Origin of the sequence: Cupriavidus necator A5-1 (assembly GCF_000744095.1) — a bacterium.
Lineage (GTDB): Bacteria > Pseudomonadota > Gammaproteobacteria > Burkholderiales > Burkholderiaceae > Cupriavidus > Cupriavidus necator_A.
In genome coordinates this window covers 1,275,346-1,298,629 of record NZ_JQLI01000008.1, presented here as the reverse complement: position 1 = coordinate 1,298,629, position 23,284 = coordinate 1,275,346, and the positions used below count along the sequence as shown (strand labels likewise).

Genomic DNA, 23,284 nt, shown 5'->3' with positions numbered 1-23,284 from the left:
CACCCCGCCCTGACCGTCATGGAACTGCACCTCGCCCTGGACCAGGCCAGCGACCTGACCGCGCAGATCGTCCACCAGATCCGCAACGCGATCCAGGCCGGCCGCCTGGAAGCCGGCGCGCGCATGCCGCCCACGCGCCTGCTCGGCACACAACTGGGCGTGGCGCGCAAGACCGTGACCACCGCCTATGAGCGGCTGGTCGCCGAAGGCTGGCTGCACGCCCGCGTCGGCGACGGCACCTATGTGGCCGAAGGGCTGGCCCGGCCGCCTGTGCGCATGGCGGCGGCGCCGGTGCTACCGCCCATGGTGCAGCGCTGGATGGCCGTGGAAACGCCCTTCCTCGGCCCGGCGGGCAAGGCACGCTACGCCTTCCAGCCCGGCCAGGCCGATACCACGCGCTTTCCGCATGAAGCCTGGTCGCGCTGCGTCCGCGCGGCGCTGGCCGCCGAGCGCCAACGTCCACCCGGCCCGGCCGATCCCGCCGGCGAGATGGCGCTGCGGCAGGCCATTGCCCGCCATATCGCCTTCACCCGCGGGGTGCAGAGCGCGCCCACCGATATCCTCGTCACCGGCGGCGCACAGCAGGGCATCGACCTGGTGGCCAGGCTGTTGCTGGGGCCGGGCGCGGTGGTGGCGATGGAGGATCCGGGCTACCCGATGGCGCGCGCACTGTTCCAGGGGATCGGCGCACGCGTGGTGCCGGTGCCGGTCGATGGCGAAGGGCTGGTGGTGACCCAGCTGCCGAACGACGCCACGCTGGTCTGTGTCACGCCGTCGCACCAGTCGCCGCTGGGTGTGCCAATGAGCCTGGCGCGGCGGCAGGCGCTGCTGGACTGGGCCGCGCGCCGTCATGCGGTGATCCTGGAAGACGACTACGACAGCGAATTCCGCTACGGCGGGCAGGCGCTCGACGCGCTGCAGACGCTGGACCGGCACGGCCGCGTGGTCTACCTCGGCACCTTCTCGAAAACGCTGGTGGCCAACCTGCGCTGCGGCTACGTGGTGGTGCCACCATGGCTGATGCCGGGGGCGCGCAAGGTCAAGCACCTGATGGACTGGTACACGCCAACGCTGATCCAGCAGGCGCTGGCGCGCTTCCTGGCCGAGGGCCACCTGCTGCGCCATATCCGGCGCTCGCACGCGCGCCATGTGCAGCGGCGTGAGCGCTTGCTGGCACGGCTGCAAGGGGACTTGTCGCCGTGGCTGGAGCCGCTGCCGGCGATGGCAGGCTTCCACCTGGCGGCGCGGCTGCGCGTGCCGGTGACGACCGAGACGCTGGTATCGATGGCGCGACTGTCCGACCTGGAACTCGCCACGCTCGACCCGTGCTATGCGCAGCGGCCTGCTACCTGCGCTGGCCTGCTGCTAGGCTTCGGCGCGATCGACCTGCTTGATATCGATCCTGCACTGGACCGGCTGGCGATGGTACTCTCTGCACTGGCACCCATGCCGCCGCGCGCTGCGTGATGCACCGGGCACGCTGCCGGTAAGTGAGTGCCGCAAAGTGACGCATGCAGCACCAGTCGAGATCGGCGACCAGCCCGGCGCCATGGCGCCGCAGTCACGCTGGTGTCCGCAATATGCCGTGAACAAATCGGACGAGCGCCAGTCTTACTCGCTCATTCGCATTTCCACACCACCACCAGAGTCGCGTTCATGACCAAGCGTTTGTTGTCCGCCATGCGTCAGTACGCATGGTTTGCAGGGGTGAAGCACCATGTCGTGCAGGGCGTCGAAGCCCTGGCGGAACTGCTCAAGTCCCCTTCCGCCGCGGCGCGCGCCGTCGCGGCCATCGTTGCCGAAACCGAGCACGGCGTACAGGTCTGGGTCTCGTACTTCGGCAAGCCGCTGGACCCGCACACCAACTACGTGCTGTGGCCGAACCGCGCACTGCGCCCGGCGCGGCGGCGCATCCAGCCCTCTCCCATCGAACAGTTGCAGATGCGACGGCGGCGCGGCGACTAGCCGCGCCACGCTTTGCCGCATCGCTGCAGCGCCCCGCCGATCCACGGCGCCGGGCGCTGGTGGCGCTCGCGCGTCGGCCCAACTGCCGCAGCAGGTTGTGATAGACATCGGTCAGCCCGATCACCACTTCGTGTGCCTGGGCGAGTGCCTACGACACCTGCCTGTGCTCGCGGCGGCTCCACTACAATGGTTTTGCTGTTCCCGTCCCGACAAGGAGAAGACATGTCCGAACCGCTACACGACGAAGCGTTGGTCAATCTCTACCTGGAACGTATCTCGGCCCTTTCGGTGAGCGCCTTCGACGGTGCCGATGTCAGCGGCGAACTCGATACGGTGATGCGCGAAGCGGTAACGAAGTGCCAGGCCGCCGGCGGTCCGCAGGCGCAGGGAACGCTGACCGTGCTGGCCTCGCGGCTGCGTGAACGCGCGCAAGCCGCCGAGCGCGAAGACCAGCCGCTGGTGCGCGATACATTCAAGCGTGCGGCGGAGTTGGTGCGCGCATAGACACCAATAGATACCTGGTTGCGCGCCGCGCAGTTTTACATCGAAGCTGTGAGAGTAATCTGGCCGGACGGCCTTGAGGACAACGCCTTGAAGGAGTGCGGCGAATGCCGCGAAAGGCGTTGGTTGCGGGGGCAGGATTTGAACCTGCGACCTTCGGGTTATGAGCCCGACGAGCTGCCAGACTGCTCCACCCCGCGTCTGAAGAAAACATTATGAATGATTCACACGCGCATGGCAAGCATTATCTTTGCCTGCGCGTGAAATCGTTCGTGTCCGCATGCTTGCGCGTGCCGCGCTGCATGCAATGACGATGGATCACGGCATGATATAAGCCGTTGTGCCAATCGCAATGGCGCATCCAGGTGCGCCACAAGGCCTGCACGCCGCGCGCAGGCATCACACCGGCGGCCCGAGCAGGCGGTCCACCAGCGCATAGCCCGCACCGAATGCCGCCACTTCCGCCGCATGGCGCGTGGCGAACTGTTGCGGGCCGCTGGCAAGCAGCTCGGTATCGCCTGCATCGGCAGGGTCTGCACCCTCCTGCGATACCCGCACTTCATAACCCCATCGCCCGATACTGCCCCCGCCTTGCGGCGACACCAGGACATAGACGTCCATCCCGCGATACTCCTCGACGCGCCAGTCTGCGTGTTCCATGCAATTTGCTCCAAGGGTCGGATTGGTGGTGCTGGGTCGAGCCTAGGAGGCTGCACGCGCATGCGCAAGGCATGACGCAGCAATCGCTGTCAGCGAGCGATCTCAAATGGGAACTGGAGAGAAATGAGAAGGACGAACGGAGAGCGGAGAAACAAAAAGGGCTTCCGTTTCCGGAAGCCCTCTTCTTTCTGCATAAGTGGCGCGGCTGGCAGGATTCGAACCCACGACCCCTTGGTTCGTAGCCAAGTACTCTATCCAACTGAGCTACAGCCGCACTCGAGAAAAGAGATTATATCTAAGTTTTGGATTTTGTGAAGCCCCTCCGCAACTTTTTCTCATTTTTTTGTGACGTGGGCCTCCCGCCAGCGTTTTTCTATAATGAGTATCCGAAGAAGTGATCCGGACCATGAACAAGGCATTTGTCAAAGAGTCGTCTGGCGACGAGGACGACGACCTCCCCGAAGGCGCAACGCCGCTACCTCCCGGCACCAAGAACTACATCACCGCCGGAGGCTACAACCGCCTGCGCAATGAATTGATGCAGCTGATCGACGTCGACCGGCCCGATGTGGTGCAGATCGTGTCGTGGGCGGCATCCAATGGCGACCGCTCCGAGAACGGCGACTACCTGTACGGCAAGAAGCGCCTGCGCGAGATCGACCGCCGCATCCGCTTCCTGACGCGCCGACTGGACAAGGCCGAGGTGGTCGACCCGTCCCTGCAGGGCGACAACGACCAGATCTTTTTCGGCGCCACCGTCACCTACGTCAATCGCGCCGGCGAAGAAACCACCATCACCATCGTCGGCATGGATGAAGTCGACCTGGACAGCAACCACGTAAGCTGGATCTCGCCGATCGCCAAGGCGCTGATCAAGGCGCGCGAGGGCGACACCGTGGCGTTGCGCACGCCTGCCGGGGTCGAGCAGATCGATATCCTGGAAGTCCGCTACCCGACGCCGCGCGGCGCCGAGTAAGCGCACGCCGCCCGGCGGCGGCGAAAGCAAGCACGCACCGCCGGCGGCGGCGCTCAGCCGTCGTTGCGGTCGCGGAAGATGCGGATGACGTCGGGGTTGCGGCGCAGCCCGCGCATCACGTTAGCCAGGTGCAGGCGGTTCTGCACCTGGATGAGGAACTGCATGTACGTGGCTTCCTGGTGGCTGCCGTCCTGCTGCTCCATCGCCACGTGCGCGACGTTGGCGTCGGCGGCGGTCAGGTCCGCCGCGACGCGCGCGACGATGCCCTTGACGTTGCGCACCATCACCTTGATCGACACATCGAAGGCGCGCGTGGTCTTCTTGGCCCACATCACGTCGATCCAGTGCTCAGGATCCTTGCTGTGCAGGCGCTTGGCGATCCTGCAATCCTGCACATGAATCTGCAGCCCTTCGCCCTTGCCCAGGTAGCCAACGATCGAGTCGCCGGGAATCGGGCGGCAGCACGCCGAGAAGATCATCGACATGCCTTCGTCGCCGGTGATCGGCACCGCGGGCGCTTCTTCGCCGGCGAAGGTCTGCACCGCCGCCAGCAGCGCACTGTCGACGTCGCCGGACAGCTCCTGCAGCAGGATTTCCATGCGCTTGGCCACCACCGCCGGCACGCGCCGGCCGAGCGCCAGGTCGGCAAAGATGTCTTCGCGATGCTTGTTGCCGGTCCACTGGATCATGCGGTCCCACACCGACTGCGGCACGGCCTTCAGCTCGATGCCGAGCTGGCGCGCGGACTGTTCCAGCAGGCGCTCGCCGAGCTGGATGGCCTCGTCGAGCTTGGTGGTCTTCAGGTAGTGACGGATCGCCGCGCGCGCCTTGCCGGTGCGCACGAACGACAGCCAGGCGGGATTGGGCTTGGAGTACGGTGCCGTCACCACCTCGACGATATCGCCGCTCTTGAGCTCGGTGCGCAGCGGCAGCAGCTCGTTGTTGATCTTGACCGCGACGCACTGGTTGCCCAGGTCACTGTGCACCGCGTAGGCAAAGTCCAGCGCGGTGGCGCCGCGCGGCAGCGCGCGGATATGGCCCTTGGGGGTGAACACGTAGACCGCGTCGGGGAACAGGTCGATCTTGACGTGCTCCAGGAATTCCTGCGAATCGCCGGTCTGGCTCTGGATATCGAGCAGCGACTGCAGCCACTGGTGCGCCTGCTGCTGGATATCGTTGGCGTGGTCGGCCTGGTGCTTGTACATCCAGTGCGCGGCGACGCCCGCCTCGGCGATCTGGTGCATGTCGCGCGTGCGGATCTGGAACTCCACCGGCGTGCCGAACGGGCCCACCAGCGTGGTGTGCAGCGACTGGTAGCCGTTGATCTTGGGGATGGCGATGTAGTCCTTGAACTTGCCGGGCATGGGCTTGTACAGCCCGTGCAGCGCGCCCATCGCCATGTAGCAGTGCATCTGCGTTTCCACCACTACGCGGAAACCGTACACGTCGAGCACCTGCGAGAAGGACAGCTGCTTGTCGTGCATCTTGCGGTAGATGCTGTAGAGCGTCTTCTCGCGGCCGGACAGTTCGGCCACGATGCCGGCGTCGGCCAGCCCCTTCTGCGCGGCCTCCAGGATGCGCCTGACCACCTCGCGCCGGTTGCCGCGTGCGGCCTTGACGGCTTTTTCCAGCGTGGCGTAGCGGAACGGCGAGCCGACCTTGAACGACAGTTCCTGCAGTTCGCGGTAGATCGTGTTCAGACCGAGACGATGCGCGATCGGCGCATAGATCTCCATGGTCTCCACCGCGATGCGGCGGCGCTTCTCCGGCGGCACGAAGTCGAGCGTGCGCATGTTGTGCGTACGGTCGGCCAGCTTCACCAGGATCACGCGCACGTCGCGCGCCATCGCCAGCAGCATCTTGCGGAAGCTCTCCGCCTGCGCCTGCTCGCGGCTCTGGAATTCGAGCTTGTCCAATTTGGTCAGGCCATCGACCAGTTCGGCGACCTTGGGACCGAATTTCTCGGCCAGCTCGCTCTTGGTGATGCCCTGGTCTTCCATCACGTCGTGCAGCAGCGCCGCCATGATGGACTGGACGTCCAGCTTCCAGTCCGCGCACAGCTCGGCCACCGCCACCGGATGGGTGATGTAGGGCTCGCCGCTCTGGCGGTACTGGCCCAGGTGGGCCTCGTCGGAAAACTGGAAGGCTTCGCGCACCCGCGCCAGGTCGGGCGCCTTCAGGTACGCGAGCTTTTCCATCAGCCGGGTGATGGAAATGACCTGCTGGCGCGGCGGCACCGCCGGTTGCGAGGTCGGACCGAAGAAGTGCCGGTATGACTGCGCCAGCACTGCATCGATAAACAGACTGTCCGCCGCGGGCTGCGTCGCCTGCTGCACCGCGGCCAGTTCGTCCTGCACGGCGGCGCCCCTGGCCTTGGCCGGCGCCAGTGCAGGCGCGACGGCGCGTTCGCCGACGACATCGTCGCCGAGCGGATCGGGCAGATTGGGAGCGCCGGTGCGCGCGTTCACGGAAGACTGGCCCGGAATGGTGCGCTTACGCGCCGTGGGCGGAGCCGCATCCCCATGCGCCTCCCCGCGCGGGCGCGCAGGCACCACGGCTGTCGGCGACGGCTGGGTGGGAGGCTTGGAGGGCGGATGCGGCGAAGGCATGGCGGCGGCCCGGGAAATCCGGCTGGATACGTGCTGGCACGATGCAAGGATGAACCATGGGCCGCCTGGTCGATCAGGTCGGGACCTTTTTCAGCATCTCGATGCCGACCTGGCCCGACGCGATCTCGCGCAGTGCCACCACGGTCGGCTTGTCCTTCGCTTCGACCTTGGGCGTGTGGCCCTGCACCAGCTGGCGCGCACGATACGTGGCAGCCAGCGCGAGCTCGAAACGGTTCGGAATGTGTTTCAGACAATCTTCGACGGTAATACGCGCCATATCAAATCCACCTTGGGACAAAACCTTGTGTTGGGTTGCCATTTTACAGCACGCGGCGGAAAACGCCGGCGGCGCCCCGCGCGCGTGCCTGGGGCAGGCGTGCGCTCAGTGGATGCCGAGCTCGATGAACAGCTCCGAATGCCGCGCCTTTTGCGAGGAAAACCGCAGCCGCGTGGCGGTCACCACGTTGCGCAATTGCTCCAGCGCCTCGTCGAACACCTCGTTGATGATGACGTAATCGGACTCCGAGGCGTGGGACATCTCGCTGCCCGCTGCCAGCAGCCGGCGCACGATCACGTTGGGCTCGTCCTGGCCGCGCTTTTTCAGGCGTTCTTCCAGCGCGGTCAGCGACGGCGGCAGGATGAAGATCTCGACCGCGTTGGAGAAGCGCTGGTGCACCTGCTGCGCGCCCTGCCAGTCGATTTCCAGCAGCACATCGTTGCCCTGCGCCATCTGCTGCTCGATCCACACGCGCGAAGTCGCATAGTAGTTGCCGTGGACCTCGGCCCACTCCAGGAACTCGCCGCGGTCGCGCGCGGCGCGGAAGGCGTCGACGGTGACAAAGTGGTACTCGCGCCCGTCCTGCTCGCCAGGGCGCGGGGCGCGGGTGGTGTGCGAGATCGACAGGCGGATGGCCGGGTCCTGCGACAGCAGCTTGTTAACCAGCGTCGACTTGCCGGCTCCGGACGGCGCCACCACCATGAAGAGGTTGCCGGGGTAGACGGTATCGATGGCAGTGTGAGGCGCAGTTTGAGGCGTTGGGCTCATGATGATTCTTGGGTGATTCCTGGGACTAGCTTTATTCGAGGTTCTGGACCTGTTCGCGCATCTGCTCGATCAGCAGCTTGAGCTCCATCGAGGCATCGGCCAGTTCCTTGGCCGCGGCCTTGGAGCCGAGCGTGTTGGCCTCGCGGTTGAGCTCCTGCATCATGAAGTCCAGGCGCTTGCCGACCTGGCCGCCCTTCTTCAGGATGTGGCGCGTTTCGTTCAGGTGCGCCTGCAGCCGCGACAGTTCCTCGGCGATATCGATGCGGATGCCGTAGACGGTGGCTTCCTGGCGGATGCGCTCGGCGATCTCGTCGCGGCTCATCGACGGCATGCCGTTGGGCGCGGCCAGGTTGAAGGCTTCCTGCAAGCGCTCTGTCAGCTTTTCCTGGTGGTGCGCGATCAGTTGCGGGATGGTCGGCGTCAGGCGCTCGACGATCGCCAGCATGGCGTCGACCCGCTCCATCAGCGTGGCCTTGAGCGCGTCGCCCTCGCGGCGACGGGCCTCAAGCAGCTGGTCCAGCGCTTCGCGCGCGGCGCCCAGCACGGCTTCGCGCAGCGATTCCTGCGACAGCTCGGGCTCGACCAGCACGCCCGGCCAGCGCAGGATCTCGCCCATGCGCAGCGTGCCGGCGCTGGTGAAGGTGGCGGCCACCGTGGTCTCCAGCGCGCGGATCTGCGCCAGCAGGCCGTCGTTGAGCGCCAGCGTGGCGCCGCCGGCGTCGGCGCGCTGCAGGTTGATGCGGCATTCCAGCTTGCCGCGCGACAGTTCGGCCATCAGCATTTCACGCAGGGCCGGCTCGAAGGCTCGGCACTCTTCCGGGGCCCGGAACAACAGGTCGAGGAAACGCGAATTGACAGTGCGGAATTCCACCGAAACTGACGCGGTGCGCCCGCTGGGCTCGCCCTGCGCGTTGGTCAATGGCGCCTGGCGCGTCGCCAGGCCATAGCCTGTCATGCTGTGGATCATTGGATATTCTCGTGAATGGAGGCGGCCCCGGGGCGCTGGGCCCGCAGACGCCCTCCTCGAGCCTCCCGCAACCGGATCCCGGGAGCGCTCTCAAAACGTTGAAAGGAGGGCAACAATGCCCTTATTTGTGTTCTTTACAAGTGACCGATTAGCCCGGACAATCCGGAGGCAATTCAGGTCCTATTCCCATGACAGAGTCCAAGGGCACGACACAACCGAAGAGTGCACCGCTGCCGGTCGGCACGCTGTTGTCCAACTATCGTATTGTAAAGAAGTTGGCCAGCGGGGGGTTCAGTTTCGTCTACCTGGCCACCGACGAGACCGGCGCACCTGTCGCCATCAAGGAATACCTGCCGTCGTCGCTGGCGCGGCGCAACCCGGGCGAGCTGATCCCCGTGGTGCCCGAGGAAAACGCCCCGGCGTTCCGGCTGGGCCTGAAGTACTTCTTTGAAGAGGGCCGCTCGCTGGCCCGCATCTCCCATCCCAGCGTGGTGCGCGTGGTGAACTTCTTCCGCGAGAACGCCACGGTCTACATGGTGATGAACTACGAGCTGGGCAAGACGCTGCAGGAGCACGTGCTGGCGGCCCGGCAGCAGGGCCGCGCCAAGGTGCTGCGCGAGCATTTCATCCGCAAGGTCTTCCACGACCTGATGAGCGGCCTGCGCGAGGTACATATCCACAAGCTGCTGCACCTGGACATCAAGCCCGGCAATATTTACCTGCGCGAGGACGAATCCCCGATCCTGCTGGATTTCGGCGCCGCGCGGCAGACCCTGACCATGGAAGCGGCCCGCTTCCAGCCGATGTACACCCCCGGCTTTGCCGCGCCGGAGCTGTACGGCAAGCATTCCGAGCTGGGCCCCTGGACCGACATCTACAGCCTGGGCGCGACGCTCTACGCCTGCATGGCCGGCATGCCGCCGCAGGAAGCCAACCAGCGCGAGAAGGACGACCGTATGGGCGAGGCGGTGCTGCGGCTGCGCAGCAGCTACACCAACGGCCTGGTGGACCTGGTCGAATGGTGCCTGCGCCTGACCCCGTCCGAACGCCCGCAGAGCGTGTTCCGGCTGCAGAAGGAGTTGCGCGAGCAGACCAATGCGCTGGGCGAGCAGGCCGCGGCCCAGCCGCCGGTGCCGGCCGAGCGCCCCGCCCCGACCTCGCGCTTCCTGACGCTGCTGCGCCGGCGTGACGAGCCCGCCCCCGGCGCAAGCGTCGAATAAATCACAACCCGGCACGCCCCCGGCGCGGCCAACTTATAGATTTCCCGAGCCAACATGCGATTCTCTGTCTACCAGGAAAGCAGGAAAGGCGGCCGCCGCATCAACCAGGACCGCATGGGCTACTGCTTCACGCGCGACGCGCTGTTGATGGTGCTCGCCGACGGCCTGGGCGGCCACGCCCACGGCGAGGTCGCCTCGCAGCAGGCGCTGCAGACGCTGGCGCGCCAGTTCCAGGCCCAGGCACGTCCCACCGTGCGCAATCCGGCGGAGTTCCTGCAGGACACCATCATGCTGGCGCACCGCGAAATCCACCGCTACGCCGAAGCCAACCGCATGGCCGACGTGCCGCGCACGACCGTGGTCTGCTGCCTGGTGCAGCACGGCCAGATCCACTGGGCGCACGCGGGCGACTCGCGCTACTACCTGCTGCGCAAGGGCCGGCTGCTGACCCGCACGCGCGACCACTCCAAGATCGAGAACCTGCTGCAGCAGGAGCGCGTGCTGCCAATGCAGGTGGCCAACCACCCCGAGCGCAACAAACTCTACAACTGCCTGGGCTCGCCCAACCTGCCGCTGATCGACCTGGGCGGGCCGGTGCGGCTGGAGCCGGGCGACGTCGTGCTACTCTGCTCGGACGGCCTGTGGGGCAGCCTGGAGGAGCCGGTACTGGTGGACCGGCTGTCGCGCCTGTCCGTGGTGCAGGCGGTGCCGGCGCTGATCGAGCAGGCGCTGCAGAACGCCGGCGAAGGCGCCGACAACACCACCGGCATCGCCATGATGTGGGAGCTGGACAGCACCACCACCGGGCAGGACGCGGTGATGACCGACACGCTGCCGCTGAACGCCTTCACCACGTCGATCCTGGAGCGCACCGGATCAGACAGCGACCTGCTGTCCGAGGAGGAGATCGAGCGCTCGATCGCCGAGATCCGCGCCGCGATCGACAAGACCAGCAACCTGATGCGCTGACGCGGTACGCGGGCCCTAAAGGAGCACCAAAAGGGGCACCAAGGCAGCGCGCAAAGGCTGGCGGCGTTAGAATCGCGGTCTCTCCCCGATTCGGACAAACCATCCCATGCGACCCAGCGGCCGCGCAGCCGATGCGCTGCGTTCCATCAGCCTTACCCGGCACTACACCCGTCACGCCGAAGGCTCCGTCCTGTGTGCCTTTGGCGATACCAAGGTGCTGTGCACCGCCAGCGTGCTGGCCAAGGTGCCGCCGCACAAGAAGGGCAGTGGCGAAGGCTGGGTCACGGCCGAGTACGGCATGCTGCCGCGCGCCACGCACACGCGCTCGGACCGCGAGGCCGCGCGCGGCAAGCAGACCGGCCGCACACAGGAGATCCAGCGCCTGATCGGCCGCGCCATGCGCACGGTATTCGACCTGGGGGCGCTGGGCGAATACACGCTGCACCTGGACTGCGACGTGCTGCAGGCCGATGGCGGCACCCGCACCGCTGCCATCACCGGCGCCTTTGTCGCCGCGCATGACGCGGTGTCCGCCATGCTGCGCGACGGCCTGATCGCCGCCAGCCCGATCCGCGACTTCGTTGCCGCGGTTTCGGTCGGCATGGTCGACGGCGTGCCGGTGCTCGATCTCGACTACGCTGAAGACAGCAACTGCGACACTGACATGAACGTGGTCATGACCGGCAGCGGCGGCTTTGTCGAGGTACAGGGCACCGCCGAAGGCGCGCCGTTCAGCCGCGCCGACCTGGACGCCATGACGCGCCTGGCCGAAGCCGGCATCGCGCGCCTGGTGCAGCACCAGCGCGAAGCGCTCGGCCTGGCCTGAGGCAGGATGGACATGCAACGCCTGGTACTGGCTTCCAACAACCCCGGCAAGCTGCGCGAGTTCGGCACGCTGCTGGCGCCGCTCGGCTTTGACGTGGTGCCCCAGGGCGAACTGGGCATCCCCGAGGCCGAAGAGCCTTTCGCCACCTTTGTCGAGAACGCGCTGGCCAAGGCCCGCCACGCCAGCCGTCTGGCCCACCTGCCCGCGCTGGCGGACGATTCCGGCATCTGCGTGCAGGCGCTGGACGGCGCGCCCGGCGTCTATTCGGCGCGCTACGCGCAGATGGCGGGCCAGGCCAAGTCGGATGCGGCCAACAATGCGTACCTGGTCTCGCAGCTCGCCGGCAAGCTGAACCGTCACGCCTACTACTACTGCGTGCTGGTGTTCGTGCGCCACCCTGACGACCCGTGCCCACTTATCGCCGAGGGCCTGTGGCACGGCGAGGTCGTCGACGCGCCGCGCGGCGCTAGCGGCTTTGGCTACGATCCGCACTTCCTGCTGCCGGGCGAGGGCAAGACCGCCGCCGAGCTGTCGCCCGAAGAGAAGAACGCGGTCAGCCACCGGGCGCAGGCGCTGCGCGCACTGGTTGCACGGCTGCAGGCCGAGGCCGCGGAGACCGCAGGCCGATGATCCCGATCGTACCGGCCGGCAGCGCGCCGACCGCTTCCGCCACGCCCGTCGACAGCAAGCAGCTCTGGCTCAAGCCCGGGCAGATCAGCCTGCCCGGCTCGCCGCCGCTGTCGCTGTACGTGCATATCCCGTGGTGCGTGCGCAAGTGCCCGTATTGCGATTTCAACTCGCATGCGGCGCCGGGTGCCGACAACCACGAGATTCCGGAAGAGATTTACCTGGACGCGCTGCGCGCGGATCTGGAGCAGTCGCTGCCGCTGGTGTGGGGACGGCCGGTGCATACGGTCTTTATCGGCGGCGGCACGCCCAGCCTGCTGTCCGCGGCGGGCATGGACCGGCTGCTGTCGGATATCCGCGCGCTGCTGCCGCTGGATGCGGATGCCGAGATCACGATGGAGGCCAACCCCGGCACCTTCGAGGCCGACAAGTTCGCCAGCTATCGCGCGAGCGGTATCAACCGGCTGTCGATCGGCATCCAGAGCTTTAATGACCGTCATCTACAGGCGCTTGGGCGTATCCACGGCGGCGCGGAAGCGCGCAAGGCGATTGATATTGCGCAGGCGAGTTTCGACAACATCAACCTCGATTTGATGTATGCGCTGCCGGGACAGACGCTGGAGGAGTGCAGGCAGGATCTGGAAACCGCCCTTTCCTACGACACCACCCACCTGTCGCTGTACCACCTGACGCTGGAGCCGAACACGCTGTTCGCCAAGTTTCCGCCTGCGCTGCCGGACGATGACACGGCGTACGAGATGCAGGACCTGATGGAGGCGCGCACAGCTGAAGCTGGCTATCGGCACTACGAGACGTCGGCCTACGCCAGGCCGCATCGCGAGGCGCGCCACAATCTCAACTACTGGCGCTTTGGTGACTACCTCGGGATCGGGGCGGGGGCGCACGGCAAGTTGTCGTTCCCGCATCGTGTGTTGCGGCAGATGCGGCACAAGCATCCGGCTACCTATATGGCGCAGGCGCTGGCTGGCAATGCCGTGCAGGAAGCGCGGGATGTTGGGGCGGATGAGTTGCCGTTTGAGTTCATGCTGAATGCGCTGCGGCTGACGGATGGTGTGCCTGCGTCGAGCTTCCATGACTACACCGGGTTGCCGCTGCATACGATCAGCAAGCAGTTGGCTGAGGCGGAGAAGAAGGGGTTGTTGGAAGCGGATCTGACTGTCATCCGGCCGACCGAGCTTGGGAGGCGGTTTTTGAATGACTTGCAGGAGATGTTTTTGAAGGATTGAAGGGGGGTCGATGATCGATGGCCCTCGCTGCTGGTGATGTCGCTCGGACAAAAGTGGCCCGCCCAGGAGGGCGGAACCAAGCGGTTCAACAGCGACAACATGTCACCAGCAACGCGAGCCGTCGAGCATCGACAAGACGTAACCGCATCGCAAACGCATACCCCCAACAAAAAAAGGGCCACGCACCCGCAGCCCTTTAGATTCTGGCAAACGTCAGACCGACACGTCAGTACGGCGTCGCCATGTCGTTAGCCACCCGCGCCCGCATGCCAACCTGCAAATTACCCAGGTTCGACTGCGTCACCGTCGCCACACGACCATCATCGAGCCGCACATTCACACGATACGCAGTCTGCGTACTGCTGCCCGCACGCTTCTCGATCTGGTTGCCAGCCACGGCGCCGACCACTGCACCGCCGATGGTAGCCGCAGTCTGCCCGCGCCCGCCACCGACCTGGTGACCCAGCAGGCCACCGGCCGCACCACCGATGACCGTGCCCAGCAGCCCCGAGCTGCCCTGCGTGTTGGTGATCGGCTCGATCGATTCCACGCGGCCGTAATACACCGAACCGGCAGGCGCCTGGGAGGTATTGGGCGTCTGGTAGGGCGGAGGGGGCGGGGCGTTGTATCCGGTGTTGCTATAGCCGTTATTGTACGGCGCGGTACAACCAGCCAGCACCACAATGGCGGTCGCGGCCGGAAGGATCAGCCACTTCTTACTATGGATTCGCATTTTGAGTTCTCCTCTGTTGCCAGGCGAAAGCCGGGAATGCGGCACACACCGCGACACCCGGCACGCCAATATGAGCGACGCCGGCATGAGAAGGTTCCGCCATGTCAGACGGACGCCGACAGCCGCGCCGGCAGGTGTGGCAGGAAGTTTACGCAGACATCGATGCCGCACTGCAAGACCACCATCGTTGCACGCGGGCCTTGTATAATGCGCGACCTGACCGTCAGGTCGGCAGGCAACGATGCGCGAAACGGGCCGCCCTTTCGCGCTACAATGCCCGCACTTTCCGGAAGCGTGGCCGAGTGGTTTAAGGCAGCAGTCTTGAAAACTGCCGATGGGGTGACCCATCCGTGAGTTCGAATCTCACCGCTTCCGCCAGACAGCGAACGGCCCGCACCAGTCAACCGGTGCGGGCCGTTTTCATTTGGGATCGTCGTGCAGGTCTTGCGTCAGCAGGCGGTAAGCGTCGGCCTCTGAAATCTTAAGCCGGTACTTACACGCCAGCACACGCGCGAGCCCGCGCGCCGCGCCCGGCGGACTGTGCCGCAGCTGCTCGCGATAGGCTTCCACTTCATAGCGCAGGCGCCAGCGCCGGCTGGCCAGGTAGAGCACGCCCATCAGCCCCCAGCTGCGCCAGAACTGGCGCACATGGACCTTCTCATGCTCGATCAGCGCCTCGCTGGCGCCGGGGCGCAGCAGGATCAGCGGGCCGGGCGTAAAGCCGTCAAACCCGCGCGGGATCAGCCAGCGGGTTTCGACGACCAGGCACAGCGGCGAGCGGCAATAGCGGAGCATGCGTAAAGCATAGCGCGGATGCCGCCGCCCTGCCCTGGCCTCAGGCCGCCGCGCGCAGCGGTGCCGGCGCAGCCGCCGGGGGTATCGGCGCCGCCTGCCCGCGCGAACGGCCCGAGCTGAGGTAGCCGGCGATCGATTCCTGCGTGACTTCGCCCAGGTAGTCGCCATCGGCGCCCATCACCGGCAGCCAGCTGGTGTTGTGCTGGTACATGCGCGACAGCACGATGCGCAGGTGCTCGTCGAACGCCGCGGTCACGGCGAACGGGCGCATGACATCGCTGCACTGACCCTTGCCCGCGCGCGCATCGCGGCGCGTGACATAGCCGAGCGCGCGCTGCGCATCGTCCACCACCGGCAGGTGGCGCACGTCGGCATCGTCCATCACGCCCAGCGCTTCGGCCTGCGGCATGTCGGGCCGGCAGCTCGGCGGCATGGTGGCGGCGTCGCCGGCGCGCACCAGCAGCAGGCGCTTGAGCGTGTTGTCATGGCCGACGAAGGCCTGCACGAACTCATCGGCCGGGTGTGCCAGCAGCGCGTCGGGGTGGTCGAACTGCACCAGCTTGCCGCGGCGGAACACCGCCACCTTGTCGGCCAGCTTGATGGCCTCGTCGATATCGTGCGAGACCATGATCACGGTCTTGCCGAGCTGGCGCTGCATCTGCAGGAATTCGTTCTGGATGCTTTCGCGGTTGATCGGGTCGACCGCGCCGAAAGGCTCGTCCATCAGCAGTACCGGTGCATCGGCCGCCAGCGCGCGGATCACGCCGATGCGCTGCTGCTGCCCGCCCGACAGCTCGCGCGGATAGCGGGTCAGCATCAGGTTGGGGTCGAGCTGCACCATCGCCATCAGCTCGCGCGCGCGCTCGCGGCATTGCTTCTTGTCCCAGCCGAGCAGGCGTGGCACCACCATGATGTTCTCTTCGATGGTCATGTTGGGGAACAGGCCGATCTGCTGGATCACATAGCCGATCTTGCGGCGCAGGGTCACGCCGTCGATGCCGCGCGTGTCCTCGCCCTCGATGCGCACCGTGCCCGAGGTCGGCTCGATCAGCCGGTTGATCATCTTCAGCGTGGTGGTCTTGCCGCAGCCCGACGGGCCGAGGAAGACGCAGATCTCGCCGCTGGGTACCTTCAGCGACACGGAGTCCACCGCGCGCACTTCAGTGCCGTTTTTCTGCGGGAAGGACTTGGTGAGTTGTTCGAGTTCGATCATAGCCGGATTCCTTTTGGCGTCAGCGCCCGCTGCAACCACTGCAGGAAGGCGTCCGCCACGATGGCGAGCAGGCTGACCAGGACCGCGCCCACGGCCAGCTTGCTCATATTGCTCTGGCTGATCGCCTGCAGGATCAGCACCCCAAGGCCACCCGCGCCGATGATGGCGGCAATGGTGGCAACCCCGATATTCATCACCACGGCGGTACGCACGCCGCCGAGTATCACCGGCACCGCCAGCGGCAGGTCCACCAGCCGCATCCGCTGCCAGGTGGTCATGCCGATGCCGCGGCCCGCTTCCTGGATGCCGGGGTCGACATTGGCCAGCGCGGTGTAGGTATTGCGCATGATCGGCAGCAGCGAGTACAGGAACACCGCCGTTACCGCGGGCACGTAGCCCAGCGCATGGCCGAAGCGCGCGAAGATCGGGATCATCAGCCCGAACAGCGCGATCGACGGCAGCGTCAGCACGATCGTCGCCAGCGCCAGCAGCGGCGTGGCGAGCGCGCGGAAGCGCGTGATCACGATGCCCAGCGGCACCCCGATCAGGATGGCCAGCCCCACTGCCGAGCCCACCAGCGCCAGGTGCTCGCCGGTCATTTTCAGCAGCGTGGGCCAGCTGTGCTGCAGGTACGAGATCAAATCCATGCGGCCCTCCTCAGATCAGTCCGTGGCGGCGCAGGAAATCCTCCGCGACCTTGTCCACCGGCTGCTGGCCGATGTCCACCTTGTAGTTCATGTCGGTCATGCTCTCGTTGTCGAGCTTGGCCGCCAGCGCATTGAGCAGGCCGGCCAGTTCCGGGTGCTTGTCGAGCACGGGCTTGCGCACCACCGGCACGGCGTTGTACGGCGGGAAGAAATGCAGGTCGTCTTCCAGCAGCACCAGGTCGAAGCCCTTGACGCGGCCATCGGTCGCATAGACCAGGCCCAGTTCCACCTGGTTGTTCTTCAGCGCCGTATAGACCAGGCCCGGGTCGAGCTGGATCACGTCGCGGCGCGAGAACGGCAGCTTGTACAGTGCCTTGAGCGGCTCCAGCCCGTCCGGGCGCGCGGCGAATTCCATGTCGACCGCGAACGGATGGCTGGCGTCAGGACCGGCTTTCCGCATCTGCTCGGCAAAGGCCGACAGCGTGGTCGCGCCGCTGGCCGCCGCGCGCTCCTTCGGCATCGCCAGCGCATAGGTGTTGTTGATGTTCGAGGCATCGAGCCACACCAGCCCGCGCGCGCCATCCATCTGCTTCACGCGCTCATAGCTTTCCTTGGCGCCCAGCTTTTCCTGGACCTTGTTGAACACGATCAGTGCGGTGCCGGTGTAGTCCCAGACCACGTCGAGCTGGTTGCTCTCCATCGCCTGGCGCATCAGCGTGCTGCCCAGGCCGGCGGTCAGTTCGGTAGTGAAGCCCTTGGCGCGCAGGTACTTCGACGTCATCGATGACAGCAGCAGCTGCTCGGTGAAGTTCTTGCCGCCCACGCGGATCGGCGTGGCTTCAGCATGCGCGTCAGGCGCAGTGGCCAGCGCCAGTCCCGCGGCAAGAGCCGTGACGGCAGCCACGAACATGGCGATGCGCCGGGCACGGCGGCGGATAAATTGCATTTGATCCTTCATATCGACCTCGGGGTCAGCGCGCCAGGCCGCGGCGGCGCAGGTACATCTGCCCGGCGGTGGCGAAGAGCGCGTCCAGTGCCAGCGCCAGCAGCGCCGTGGCGGCCGCGCCCAGCAGCAGCAGCGACTGGTTGTTCAGGTAGATGCCCGGGAAGATCAGCTCGCCCAGGCTGTTGGCGCCGATCAGGAACGACAGCGGCACCGAGCCCACGTTGATGACGAGGCTGATGCGGATGCCGGCCAGCATCACCGGCAGCGCGTTGGGCAGTTCCACGCGCACCAGCCGCTGCATCGGCGTCATGCCGATGCCGCGCGCCGCTTCCAGCAGCGTGGGCGACACGGTGCGCAGCCCCTCATAGGTGTTGCGCACGATCGGCAGCAGCGAGGCCAGCCACAGCGCCAGGATCGCAGGCCGCTCGCCGATACCGAGCGCGGCCAGCGCCAGTGCCAGCACCGCCAGCGACGGCACAGTGTTGCCGACGTTGAAGATCTGCATCAGCCGGTCCGCCCAGCCGAGCATGCACGGCCGACTCAACGCGATGCCGGCCGGAATGCCGGTAACCAGCGCCAGCGCCATCGACATCACCACCAGCTGGAGATGGTCGGCCACGTCGTAGAGCAGGCGCTCCTGATACTGCCGGATCACATCGACGCCGATCCACGCCACCAATGCGGTCAGCGCGGCAAGGGTCAGTCCTGCCCAGGCAAAAGCCCGTGCCGATTGCTTTGACATACTCTCTCTCATCCCTTTCCACCGGCCCAAAAAGCGCGCAACACGCCACTTGCGGACGATGGAAAACAATATGGGCTGGTGCGTGCGGAGAAGGAGCGCCACCAGGCCCGGTTCAGATTGCATTGCCGCCATGACCGGCAGGATTGCCAGCGGACGGTCTGTGGGCCCTTCCGCGGTTGGCGGGAAGCCCGATTGACGGGATGCCGGTGCGAGGCACGGCAGTCCCTGAAGCGGCGCAACCGGGTCGCAAGCGCGTTTTTAGCGCGTTGTTTCGGTTGGCCAGTGGTAGCGCAGGTATTGAAGGTTTTCGACGCGCCGCCGATCCATCGGCCGTTGACTGGCAAGGGCCTGGCGGGATTCCCCACTGGCTTCTCGCATCAACGGATGACAAAGATAGCGCTATTATAGCGATCTTCTTCGATCTTGTCATCTTCCCGCCTTCTGGCGCGAATTTGCCCCCAATTTCGGGTTACGGGGCGTCCGGTGCAGCACCGGGGATTCGCCCTGACCGCACACCGCGGACCGTTCCAAAATCGACTAGGAAGATCTGGTGACTCGATACACCAGCAGAACAATCTGTTCCCCGCCAGCCCTCTACTCTTTCCCAGCCAAACCACTAAATTGACGAGGTAGCCGAAACGACGGGAAGCACGGCGCAACCGCGGGGTGCAACCCGGCCACAGGAGAAAGATATGGACACTCGTACTACCCTCGTCACCGTTCCCGCCACCGCCGCGGAAACCGTGCAACGCTCGCGCGCCGTGGACCGCGTCGTGCGGGGCATCGCCACCTCGGACGGCGCCGGCGTCAAACTGACCCGCGTGCTGACGCAGAACCTGCAACGCCGGCTGGACCCGTTCCTGATGCTCGATGCCTTCGGCACCGACAGCAAGGATGACTACATCGGCGGCTTCCCCGATCACCCGCACCGCGGCTTCGAGACCATCACCTATATGCTGGCCGGCCGCATGCGCCATCGCGACAGCGCCGGCAATGAGGGCCTGCTGCAAAACGGCGGCGCGCAGTGGATGGTGGCGGGCTCAGGCGTGGTGCACTCGGAAATGCCCGAGCAGGAAGGCGGCCGCATGGAAGGCTTCCAGCTGTGGCTGAACCTGCCGGCCGCGGACAAGATGACCGCGCCGTGGTACCGCGACCTGCCGTCTGCCGAAATCCCCACGGTGGCGCTGGACAACGGCGCAACGGTGCGCGTGCTGGCGGGCGCCACGCATGGCGTGGCCGGCGCGATCACGCGGCCTGTGACCGAGCCGGTCTACCTGGACGTGCACCTGCCCGCCGGGCAAACTTTCGCGCAGGCGCTGCCGGCGGGGCACAACGCCTTCGTCTATGTGTACCGGGGCGAGGTGTCCATCGGTGACGGCGACGACCGCGCCGTGCTCGAGGCCCAGCGCATGGGCGTGCTGGACAATGCCGGCGTGGCCGACGGCGTCATCGTCAAGGCCGAGTCCGACGCGCGCTTCCTGCTGATCGCCGGCAAGCCGCTGAACGAGGCGATCGCGCAGTACGGCCCGTTCGTGATGAATACGCAGGAGCAGATCTACCAGACGCTGGCGGATTTCCGCGACGGGCGCTTCGCCACGATCCCGGCCGCGACCGGGGCCTGACGCCTTCCGCAGCGGCCTAGCAGCTTGCAAGCCGCCGCCTCCGAAAGGGGGCGGCGGCTTTTTTTCGTACTGTGGCCGGCATGCGACTTGCAACCTGCCTGCAACCGTTGCAGGGGCTGGAAAGTCGCCGGTTTCAACCCGTCCGGACCCTGCTCACTTATATAATTCACCACCAATATCTGGCATCACGAAATCATGATGAATGCTGCAATGCGTCGTGGCGATGCTGCGCCACGCACTGCCGCGCTTCTGACTCGCCTTGTCGCATTCCCCACGTTGCTGCCATCACAACAACTCGAGCCGCCTCAGTGACATCTCAACTCCCTCCCAGGCTGGCGCTGGCAAATATCAGCAAGCGCTACCCGGGCGTCGTCGCCAATGACGACGTCAGCCTCAGCGTCGCCCCCGGTGAAATCCACGCCGTGCTGGGTGAAAACGGCGCCGGCAAATCCACTCTGATGAAGATTATCTTCGGCGCGGTCCGGCCCGACGCCGGCGAAATGCACTTCAACGGGGAGCCGGTCAGCATCAACAGCCCGCACGATGCCCGCAACCTGGGCATCGCGATGGTGTTCCAGCACTTCTCGCTGTTCGACACGCTGACGGTCACAGAGAACATCGCGCTCGGCCTGCCGGCGGGGCAGCAAGGCAGCATGAAAGAGCTGGCCGAGCGTATCCGCGCCACCGCCGAGCGCTACGGCCTGCCGCTGGAACCCAACCGCCATGTGCATACGCTGTCGGTCGGCGAACGCCAGCGCGTAGAGATCGTGCGCGCGCTGCTGGCCAATCCGCAACTGCTGATCCTGGACGAACCCACTTCGGTACTGACGCCGCAGGCTGTCGAAACGCTCTTTGTCACGCTGCGCCAGCTAGCGGCCGAAGGCACCAGCATCCTCTATATCAGCCACAAGCTCGACGAGATCCGCGCGCTGTGCCATCACGCCACCGTGATGCGCATGGGCAAGGTCACCGGCGTGTGCGATCCGCGCCAGGAGACCGCGGCCTCGCTGTCGCGGCTGATGATCGGCGGCGAGCCCCCGCGCGAGGCGCGCGTGGCTGCGCAGCGCGGCCCAGTGCGGCTGAGCGTGCAGGATCTGTCGCTGCCGCGCGCGCATGCGTTTGCGACCGAGCTGAACCGGATCTCGCTGGATGTTCATGCGGGTGAGATTGTCGGCATCGCCGGTGTGTCCGGCAACGGCCAGCAGGAACTGCTGGCGGCGCTGTCGGGCGAGGACACGCGCGCGGACAACGTGTCGGTGCAACTCGGCGGCAAGCCGGTGGGCAGGCTCGACGCGCGCCAACGCCGCCGCGCAGGCCTGGCCTTCGTGCCGGAAGAGCGCCTGGGCCGCGGCGCGGTGCCGGGCATGAGCCTGTCGACCAATATCCTGCTGTCGCACCAGACGCCCCCCTACTTGCGGCAAGGGATGATCTCGCCAAGGGCCGCCACCGGACTCGCCGCGACGGTGATCAACCGCTTCCGCGTCAAGGCCAGCGGGCCCGAGGCGCCGGCACGCAGCCTCTCTGGCGGCAACTTGCAGAAATTCATTGTCGGCCGCGAGATCGAGAGCGGCCCGAAGGTACTGATCGTGGCGCAACCGACGTGGGGCGTGGACGTGGGCGCCGCGGCGCAGATCCACAACGAGATCCTGGCGCTGAAGGCCACCGGCTGCGCCATCCTGGTGGTGTCGGAAGAACTGGACGAGTTGTTCGCGATCTGCGACCGGCTGCATGTAATCGCCAAGGGCCGGTTGTCGCCGTCGGTGCCGACCGAGACTGCCACGCGCGAACAGGTCGGCCTGTGGATGAGCGGACTGTGGGACGGCGGTCCAGCCCAGGCTCGCACCGCGGAGGTGGCAAGCCATGGCTGACGTGCGACATTTGCTGCCCCGCTCCCCCATTACGCTGGCGCCGCGTGGCCTGCCTTCGCGCGGCATGGCCTATGCGTCGCCGGTGATCGCGCTGGCGCTGACGCTGCTGTTCGGCGCGCTGCTGTTCGTGGTGCTCGGCAAGGATCCCGTGGCCGCGCTCAAGGTCTTCCTGGCCGATCCGCTGCGCGACAAGCGCGCGATCGGCGAGGTGCTGCTCAAGACCGTGCCGCTGGTGCTGTGCGCGCTCGGGCTTTCGGTCTGCTACCGCGCCAATGTGTGGAACATCGGCGCCGACGGCCAGCTGATCGCCGGCGGCATCTGTGCCGGTGCCACCGTGCTGTATTTCGATGTGCCGGGCCAGACCATCAACGGCACCATGGTGCTGGTGCTGGCCTCGCTCGCCGGCATCGTCGGCGGCATGCTGTGGGCCTCGATCACCGCGGTGCTGAAGGACAGGTTCAACGCCAACGAGATCCTGGTCTCGCTGATGCTCACCTATATCGCGCAGCAGTTGCTGCTGTGGGTGGTCAACGGGCCGCTGAAGGATCCCGCCGGCATGAACTTCCCGCAATCGAAGGTGTTCTCGTCCGAGTACCTGCTGCCCAACCTGATGTCGGGCTCGCGCCTGCACGCCGGCTTTGTGGTGATGCTGGTGCTGGTCGCGGTGATGACGGTGTTCGTGTTCCGCAGCTTTGCCGGCTACCGCCTGCAGGTCGGCGGCACCGCGCCGGCGGCGGCGCGCTACGCGGGCTTCTCTGCGCGCAGCGCGCTGTGGAGCGCGCTGCTGATCTCGGGCGCGACCGCGGGCCTGGCGGGCGCGTTCGAAGTGGTCGGCCCGATCGGCCAGCTGCTGCCGTCGATCTCGCCGGGCTACGGCTTCACTGCGATCATCGTCGCCTTTATCGGCCGGCTGCATCCGGTCGGCGCGGTCTTCGGCGGCATCATGATGTCGCTGTTCTATATCGGCGGCGAGATGGCGCAGTCGCGCCTGGGCCTGCCATCGGCCCTCGGCTGGGTGTTCCAGGGCATGCTGCTGTTCTTCCTGCTGGCCTGCGACACGCTGATCGAAAACCGCCTGCGCTGGCGCGCTACCACGGCCTGAGCGA

At 66.3% G+C, this 23,284-nt stretch carries 23 protein-coding genes, 3 tRNA genes and 1 pseudogene; 13 read left to right on the top strand and 14 right to left on the bottom strand.

The window, feature by feature from the left end; all coding sequences use genetic code 11:
- The first annotated feature begins 18 nt into the window (after window positions 1–18).
- Window positions 19–1,467 (top strand): PLP-dependent aminotransferase family protein, encoded by a 1,449-nt coding sequence (locus K307_RS30135; protein WP_042884585.1) that lies wholly within the window; start codon window positions 19–21, stop codon window positions 1,465–1,467.
- Window positions 1,468–1,656: 189 nt separating this feature from the next.
- A complete protein-coding gene (locus K307_RS30130) occupies window positions 1,657–1,965 on the top strand; it encodes a hypothetical protein (RefSeq protein ID WP_042884584.1) in 309 nt (102 codons plus the stop codon).
- An 82-nt stretch (window positions 1,966–2,047) separates the two neighbouring features.
- Here the strand turns inward: K307_RS30130 and K307_RS51195 are convergent.
- Window positions 2,048–2,101: pseudogene (locus K307_RS51195) on the bottom strand (hypothetical protein); the annotation flags it as partial.
- Window positions 2,102–2,187: 86 nt separating this feature from the next.
- On the opposite strand from K307_RS51195, the gene K307_RS30125 reads away from it, so the two are divergent.
- Complete coding sequence (locus tag K307_RS30125; protein WP_042884583.1) at window positions 2,188–2,469, top strand: hypothetical protein; 282 nt, start codon at window positions 2,188–2,190, stop codon at window positions 2,467–2,469.
- A gap of 120 nt (window positions 2,470–2,589) precedes the next feature.
- On the opposite strand, the gene K307_RS30120 is transcribed toward K307_RS30125, so the two are convergent.
- The 3 genes from K307_RS30120 to K307_RS30110 form a co-directional block, all read right to left on the bottom strand.
- Window positions 2,590–2,666: transfer RNA gene (locus tag K307_RS30120), tRNA-Met, on the bottom strand.
- Window positions 2,667–2,865: 199 nt separating this feature from the next.
- Entirely contained in the window at window positions 2,866–3,126 is a 261-nt protein-coding gene (locus K307_RS30115; protein ID WP_022533978.1) for a hypothetical protein, read from the bottom strand.
- A gap of 197 nt (window positions 3,127–3,323) precedes the next feature.
- A tRNA-Arg gene (locus K307_RS30110) sits at window positions 3,324–3,400 on the bottom strand.
- Window positions 3,401–3,532: 132 nt separating this feature from the next.
- Here K307_RS30110 and greB point away from each other — a divergent pair.
- Window positions 3,533–4,102, top strand: a complete 570-nt coding sequence (gene greB / locus K307_RS30105; protein ID WP_022533977.1) for a transcription elongation factor GreB — start codon at window positions 3,533–3,535, stop codon at window positions 4,100–4,102.
- 53 nt (window positions 4,103–4,155) lie between these two features.
- On the opposite strand, the gene K307_RS30100 is transcribed toward greB, so the two are convergent.
- From K307_RS30100 to K307_RS30085, 4 genes are all read right to left on the bottom strand, one after another.
- Window positions 4,156–6,570 (bottom strand): RelA/SpoT family protein, encoded by a 2,415-nt coding sequence (locus K307_RS30100; RefSeq protein ID WP_042887558.1) that lies wholly within the window; start codon window positions 6,568–6,570, stop codon window positions 4,156–4,158.
- A gap of 214 nt (window positions 6,571–6,784) precedes the next feature.
- Window positions 6,785–6,988 carry a DNA-directed RNA polymerase subunit omega gene (rpoZ, locus tag K307_RS30095; protein WP_006578656.1) on the bottom strand — a complete coding sequence of 68 codons (204 nt, stop codon included), beginning with the start codon at window positions 6,986–6,988 and terminating at the stop codon, window positions 6,785–6,787.
- A gap of 105 nt (window positions 6,989–7,093) precedes the next feature.
- Window positions 7,094–7,756 carry a guanylate kinase gene (gene gmk / locus K307_RS30090; protein ID WP_042884582.1) on the bottom strand — a complete coding sequence of 221 codons (663 nt, stop codon included), beginning with the start codon at window positions 7,754–7,756 and terminating at the stop codon, window positions 7,094–7,096.
- 31 nt (window positions 7,757–7,787) lie between these two features.
- A complete protein-coding gene (locus tag K307_RS30085) occupies window positions 7,788–8,723 on the bottom strand; it encodes a YicC/YloC family endoribonuclease (protein ID WP_042884580.1) in 936 nt (311 codons plus the stop codon).
- Between the two features lie 188 nt (window positions 8,724–8,911).
- On the opposite strand from K307_RS30085, the gene K307_RS30080 reads away from it, so the two are divergent.
- From K307_RS30080 to hemW, 5 genes are all read left to right on the top strand, one after another.
- Window positions 8,912–9,943, top strand: a complete 1,032-nt coding sequence (locus K307_RS30080) for a serine/threonine protein kinase (protein ID WP_042884578.1) — start codon at window positions 8,912–8,914, stop codon at window positions 9,941–9,943.
- A gap of 54 nt (window positions 9,944–9,997) precedes the next feature.
- A complete protein-coding gene (locus tag K307_RS30075; protein ID WP_042884576.1) occupies window positions 9,998–10,912 on the top strand; it encodes a PP2C family protein-serine/threonine phosphatase in 915 nt (304 codons plus the stop codon).
- 106 nt (window positions 10,913–11,018) lie between these two features.
- Window positions 11,019–11,738 carry a ribonuclease PH gene (gene rph, locus K307_RS30070; protein WP_042884574.1) on the top strand — a complete coding sequence of 240 codons (720 nt, stop codon included), beginning with the start codon at window positions 11,019–11,021 and terminating at the stop codon, window positions 11,736–11,738.
- A 12-nt stretch (window positions 11,739–11,750) separates the two neighbouring features.
- Window positions 11,751–12,368 (top strand): RdgB/HAM1 family non-canonical purine NTP pyrophosphatase, encoded by a 618-nt coding sequence (rdgB, locus tag K307_RS30065; RefSeq protein ID WP_042887557.1) that lies wholly within the window; start codon window positions 11,751–11,753, stop codon window positions 12,366–12,368.
- Window positions 12,365–13,612: a radical SAM family heme chaperone HemW gene (hemW, locus tag K307_RS30060; RefSeq protein ID WP_042884572.1), complete on the top strand. Its 1,248-nt coding sequence runs from the start codon at window positions 12,365–12,367 to the stop codon at window positions 13,610–13,612. Before rdgB ends, hemW begins: the two co-directional genes overlap by 4 nt.
- A 226-nt stretch (window positions 13,613–13,838) precedes the next feature.
- Here hemW and K307_RS30055 read toward each other — a convergent pair whose 3' ends face one another.
- Complete coding sequence (locus tag K307_RS30055) at window positions 13,839–14,345, bottom strand: glycine zipper 2TM domain-containing protein (protein ID WP_042884570.1); 507 nt, start codon at window positions 14,343–14,345, stop codon at window positions 13,839–13,841.
- Window positions 14,346–14,633: 288 nt separating this feature from the next.
- On the opposite strand from K307_RS30055, the gene K307_RS30050 reads away from it, so the two are divergent.
- Window positions 14,634–14,723 (top strand) — tRNA-Ser (locus K307_RS30050).
- Window positions 14,724–14,765: 42 nt separating this feature from the next.
- Here K307_RS30050 and K307_RS30045 read toward each other — a convergent pair.
- The 5 genes from K307_RS30045 to K307_RS30025 are packed head-to-tail and all read right to left on the bottom strand — an operon-like array spanning window position 14,766 to window position 18,688.
- Window positions 14,766–15,140 (bottom strand): hypothetical protein, encoded by a 375-nt coding sequence (locus K307_RS30045; protein ID WP_042884568.1) that lies wholly within the window; start codon window positions 15,138–15,140, stop codon window positions 14,766–14,768.
- 40 nt (window positions 15,141–15,180) lie between these two features.
- Window positions 15,181–16,353 carry a betaine/proline/choline family ABC transporter ATP-binding protein gene (locus K307_RS30040; protein WP_042884566.1) on the bottom strand — a complete coding sequence of 391 codons (1,173 nt, stop codon included), beginning with the start codon at window positions 16,351–16,353 and terminating at the stop codon, window positions 15,181–15,183.
- Window positions 16,350–17,000 carry an ABC transporter permease gene (locus tag K307_RS30035; RefSeq protein WP_022533965.1) on the bottom strand — a complete coding sequence of 217 codons (651 nt, stop codon included), beginning with the start codon at window positions 16,998–17,000 and terminating at the stop codon, window positions 16,350–16,352. The genes K307_RS30040 and K307_RS30035 overlap by 4 nt, the downstream gene beginning before the upstream one ends.
- Before the next feature lie 10 nt (window positions 17,001–17,010).
- Window positions 17,011–17,946 carry a glycine betaine ABC transporter substrate-binding protein gene (locus K307_RS30030; RefSeq protein WP_042884564.1) on the bottom strand — a complete coding sequence of 312 codons (936 nt, stop codon included), beginning with the start codon at window positions 17,944–17,946 and terminating at the stop codon, window positions 17,011–17,013.
- Between the two features lie 25 nt (window positions 17,947–17,971).
- Window positions 17,972–18,688: an ABC transporter permease gene (locus K307_RS30025; protein WP_042884562.1), complete on the bottom strand. Its 717-nt coding sequence runs from the start codon at window positions 18,686–18,688 to the stop codon at window positions 17,972–17,974.
- Between the two features lie 692 nt (window positions 18,689–19,380).
- Here K307_RS30025 and K307_RS30020 point away from each other — a divergent pair.
- The 3 genes from K307_RS30020 to K307_RS30010 all read left to right on the top strand — a co-directional run bounded on the left by K307_RS30020 (window position 19,381) and on the right by K307_RS30010 (window position 23,280).
- Entirely contained in the window at window positions 19,381–20,310 is a 930-nt protein-coding gene (locus tag K307_RS30020) for a pirin family protein (protein WP_042884560.1), read from the top strand.
- A gap of 308 nt (window positions 20,311–20,618) precedes the next feature.
- Window positions 20,619–22,178 carry an ABC transporter ATP-binding protein gene (locus K307_RS30015; RefSeq protein WP_042884558.1) on the top strand — a complete coding sequence of 520 codons (1,560 nt, stop codon included), beginning with the start codon at window positions 20,619–20,621 and terminating at the stop codon, window positions 22,176–22,178.
- Window positions 22,171–23,280, top strand: a complete 1,110-nt coding sequence (locus tag K307_RS30010; RefSeq protein WP_042884556.1) for an ABC transporter permease — start codon at window positions 22,171–22,173, stop codon at window positions 23,278–23,280. The genes K307_RS30015 and K307_RS30010 overlap by 8 nt, the downstream gene beginning before the upstream one ends.
- The last annotated feature ends 4 nt before the right edge of the window (window positions 23,281–23,284 follow it).

Coding starts and splice junctions, on each gene's coding strand:
- K307_RS30135 (WP_042884585.1), top strand. CDS start 19: ATGGAACTGCACCTCGCCCTGGACCAGGCCAGCGACCTGACCGCGCAG.
- K307_RS30130 (WP_042884584.1), top strand. CDS start 1,657: ATGACCAAGCGTTTGTTGTCCGCCATGCGTCAGTACGCATGGTTTGCA.
- K307_RS30125 (WP_042884583.1), top strand. CDS start 2,188: ATGTCCGAACCGCTACACGACGAAGCGTTGGTCAATCTCTACCTGGAA.
- K307_RS30115 (WP_022533978.1), bottom strand. CDS start 3,126: ATGGAACACGCAGACTGGCGCGTCGAGGAGTATCGCGGGATGGACGTC.
- greB (WP_022533977.1), top strand. CDS start 3,533: ATGAACAAGGCATTTGTCAAAGAGTCGTCTGGCGACGAGGACGACGAC.
- rpoZ (WP_006578656.1), bottom strand. CDS start 6,988: ATGGCGCGTATTACCGTCGAAGATTGTCTGAAACACATTCCGAACCGT.
- gmk (WP_042884582.1), bottom strand. CDS start 7,756: ATGAGCCCAACGCCTCAAACTGCGCCTCACACTGCCATCGATACCGTC.
- K307_RS30085 (WP_042884580.1), bottom strand. CDS start 8,723: ATGATCCACAGCATGACAGGCTATGGCCTGGCGACGCGCCAGGCGCCA.
- K307_RS30080 (WP_042884578.1), top strand. CDS start 8,912: ATGACAGAGTCCAAGGGCACGACACAACCGAAGAGTGCACCGCTGCCG.
- K307_RS30075 (WP_042884576.1), top strand. CDS start 9,998: ATGCGATTCTCTGTCTACCAGGAAAGCAGGAAAGGCGGCCGCCGCATC.
- rph (WP_042884574.1), top strand. CDS start 11,019: ATGCGACCCAGCGGCCGCGCAGCCGATGCGCTGCGTTCCATCAGCCTT.
- rdgB (WP_042887557.1), top strand. CDS start 11,751: ATGCAACGCCTGGTACTGGCTTCCAACAACCCCGGCAAGCTGCGCGAG.
- hemW (WP_042884572.1), top strand. CDS start 12,365: ATGATCCCGATCGTACCGGCCGGCAGCGCGCCGACCGCTTCCGCCACG.
- K307_RS30055 (WP_042884570.1), bottom strand. CDS start 14,345: ATGCGAATCCATAGTAAGAAGTGGCTGATCCTTCCGGCCGCGACCGCC.
- K307_RS30045 (WP_042884568.1), bottom strand. CDS start 15,140: ATGCTCCGCTATTGCCGCTCGCCGCTGTGCCTGGTCGTCGAAACCCGC.
- K307_RS30040 (WP_042884566.1), bottom strand. CDS start 16,353: ATGATCGAACTCGAACAACTCACCAAGTCCTTCCCGCAGAAAAACGGC.
- K307_RS30035 (WP_022533965.1), bottom strand. CDS start 17,000: ATGGATTTGATCTCGTACCTGCAGCACAGCTGGCCCACGCTGCTGAAA.
- K307_RS30030 (WP_042884564.1), bottom strand. CDS start 17,946: ATGCAATTTATCCGCCGCCGTGCCCGGCGCATCGCCATGTTCGTGGCT.
- K307_RS30025 (WP_042884562.1), bottom strand. CDS start 18,688: ATGTCAAAGCAATCGGCACGGGCTTTTGCCTGGGCAGGACTGACCCTT.
- K307_RS30020 (WP_042884560.1), top strand. CDS start 19,381: ATGGACACTCGTACTACCCTCGTCACCGTTCCCGCCACCGCCGCGGAA.
- K307_RS30010 (WP_042884556.1), top strand. CDS start 22,171: ATGGCTGACGTGCGACATTTGCTGCCCCGCTCCCCCATTACGCTGGCG.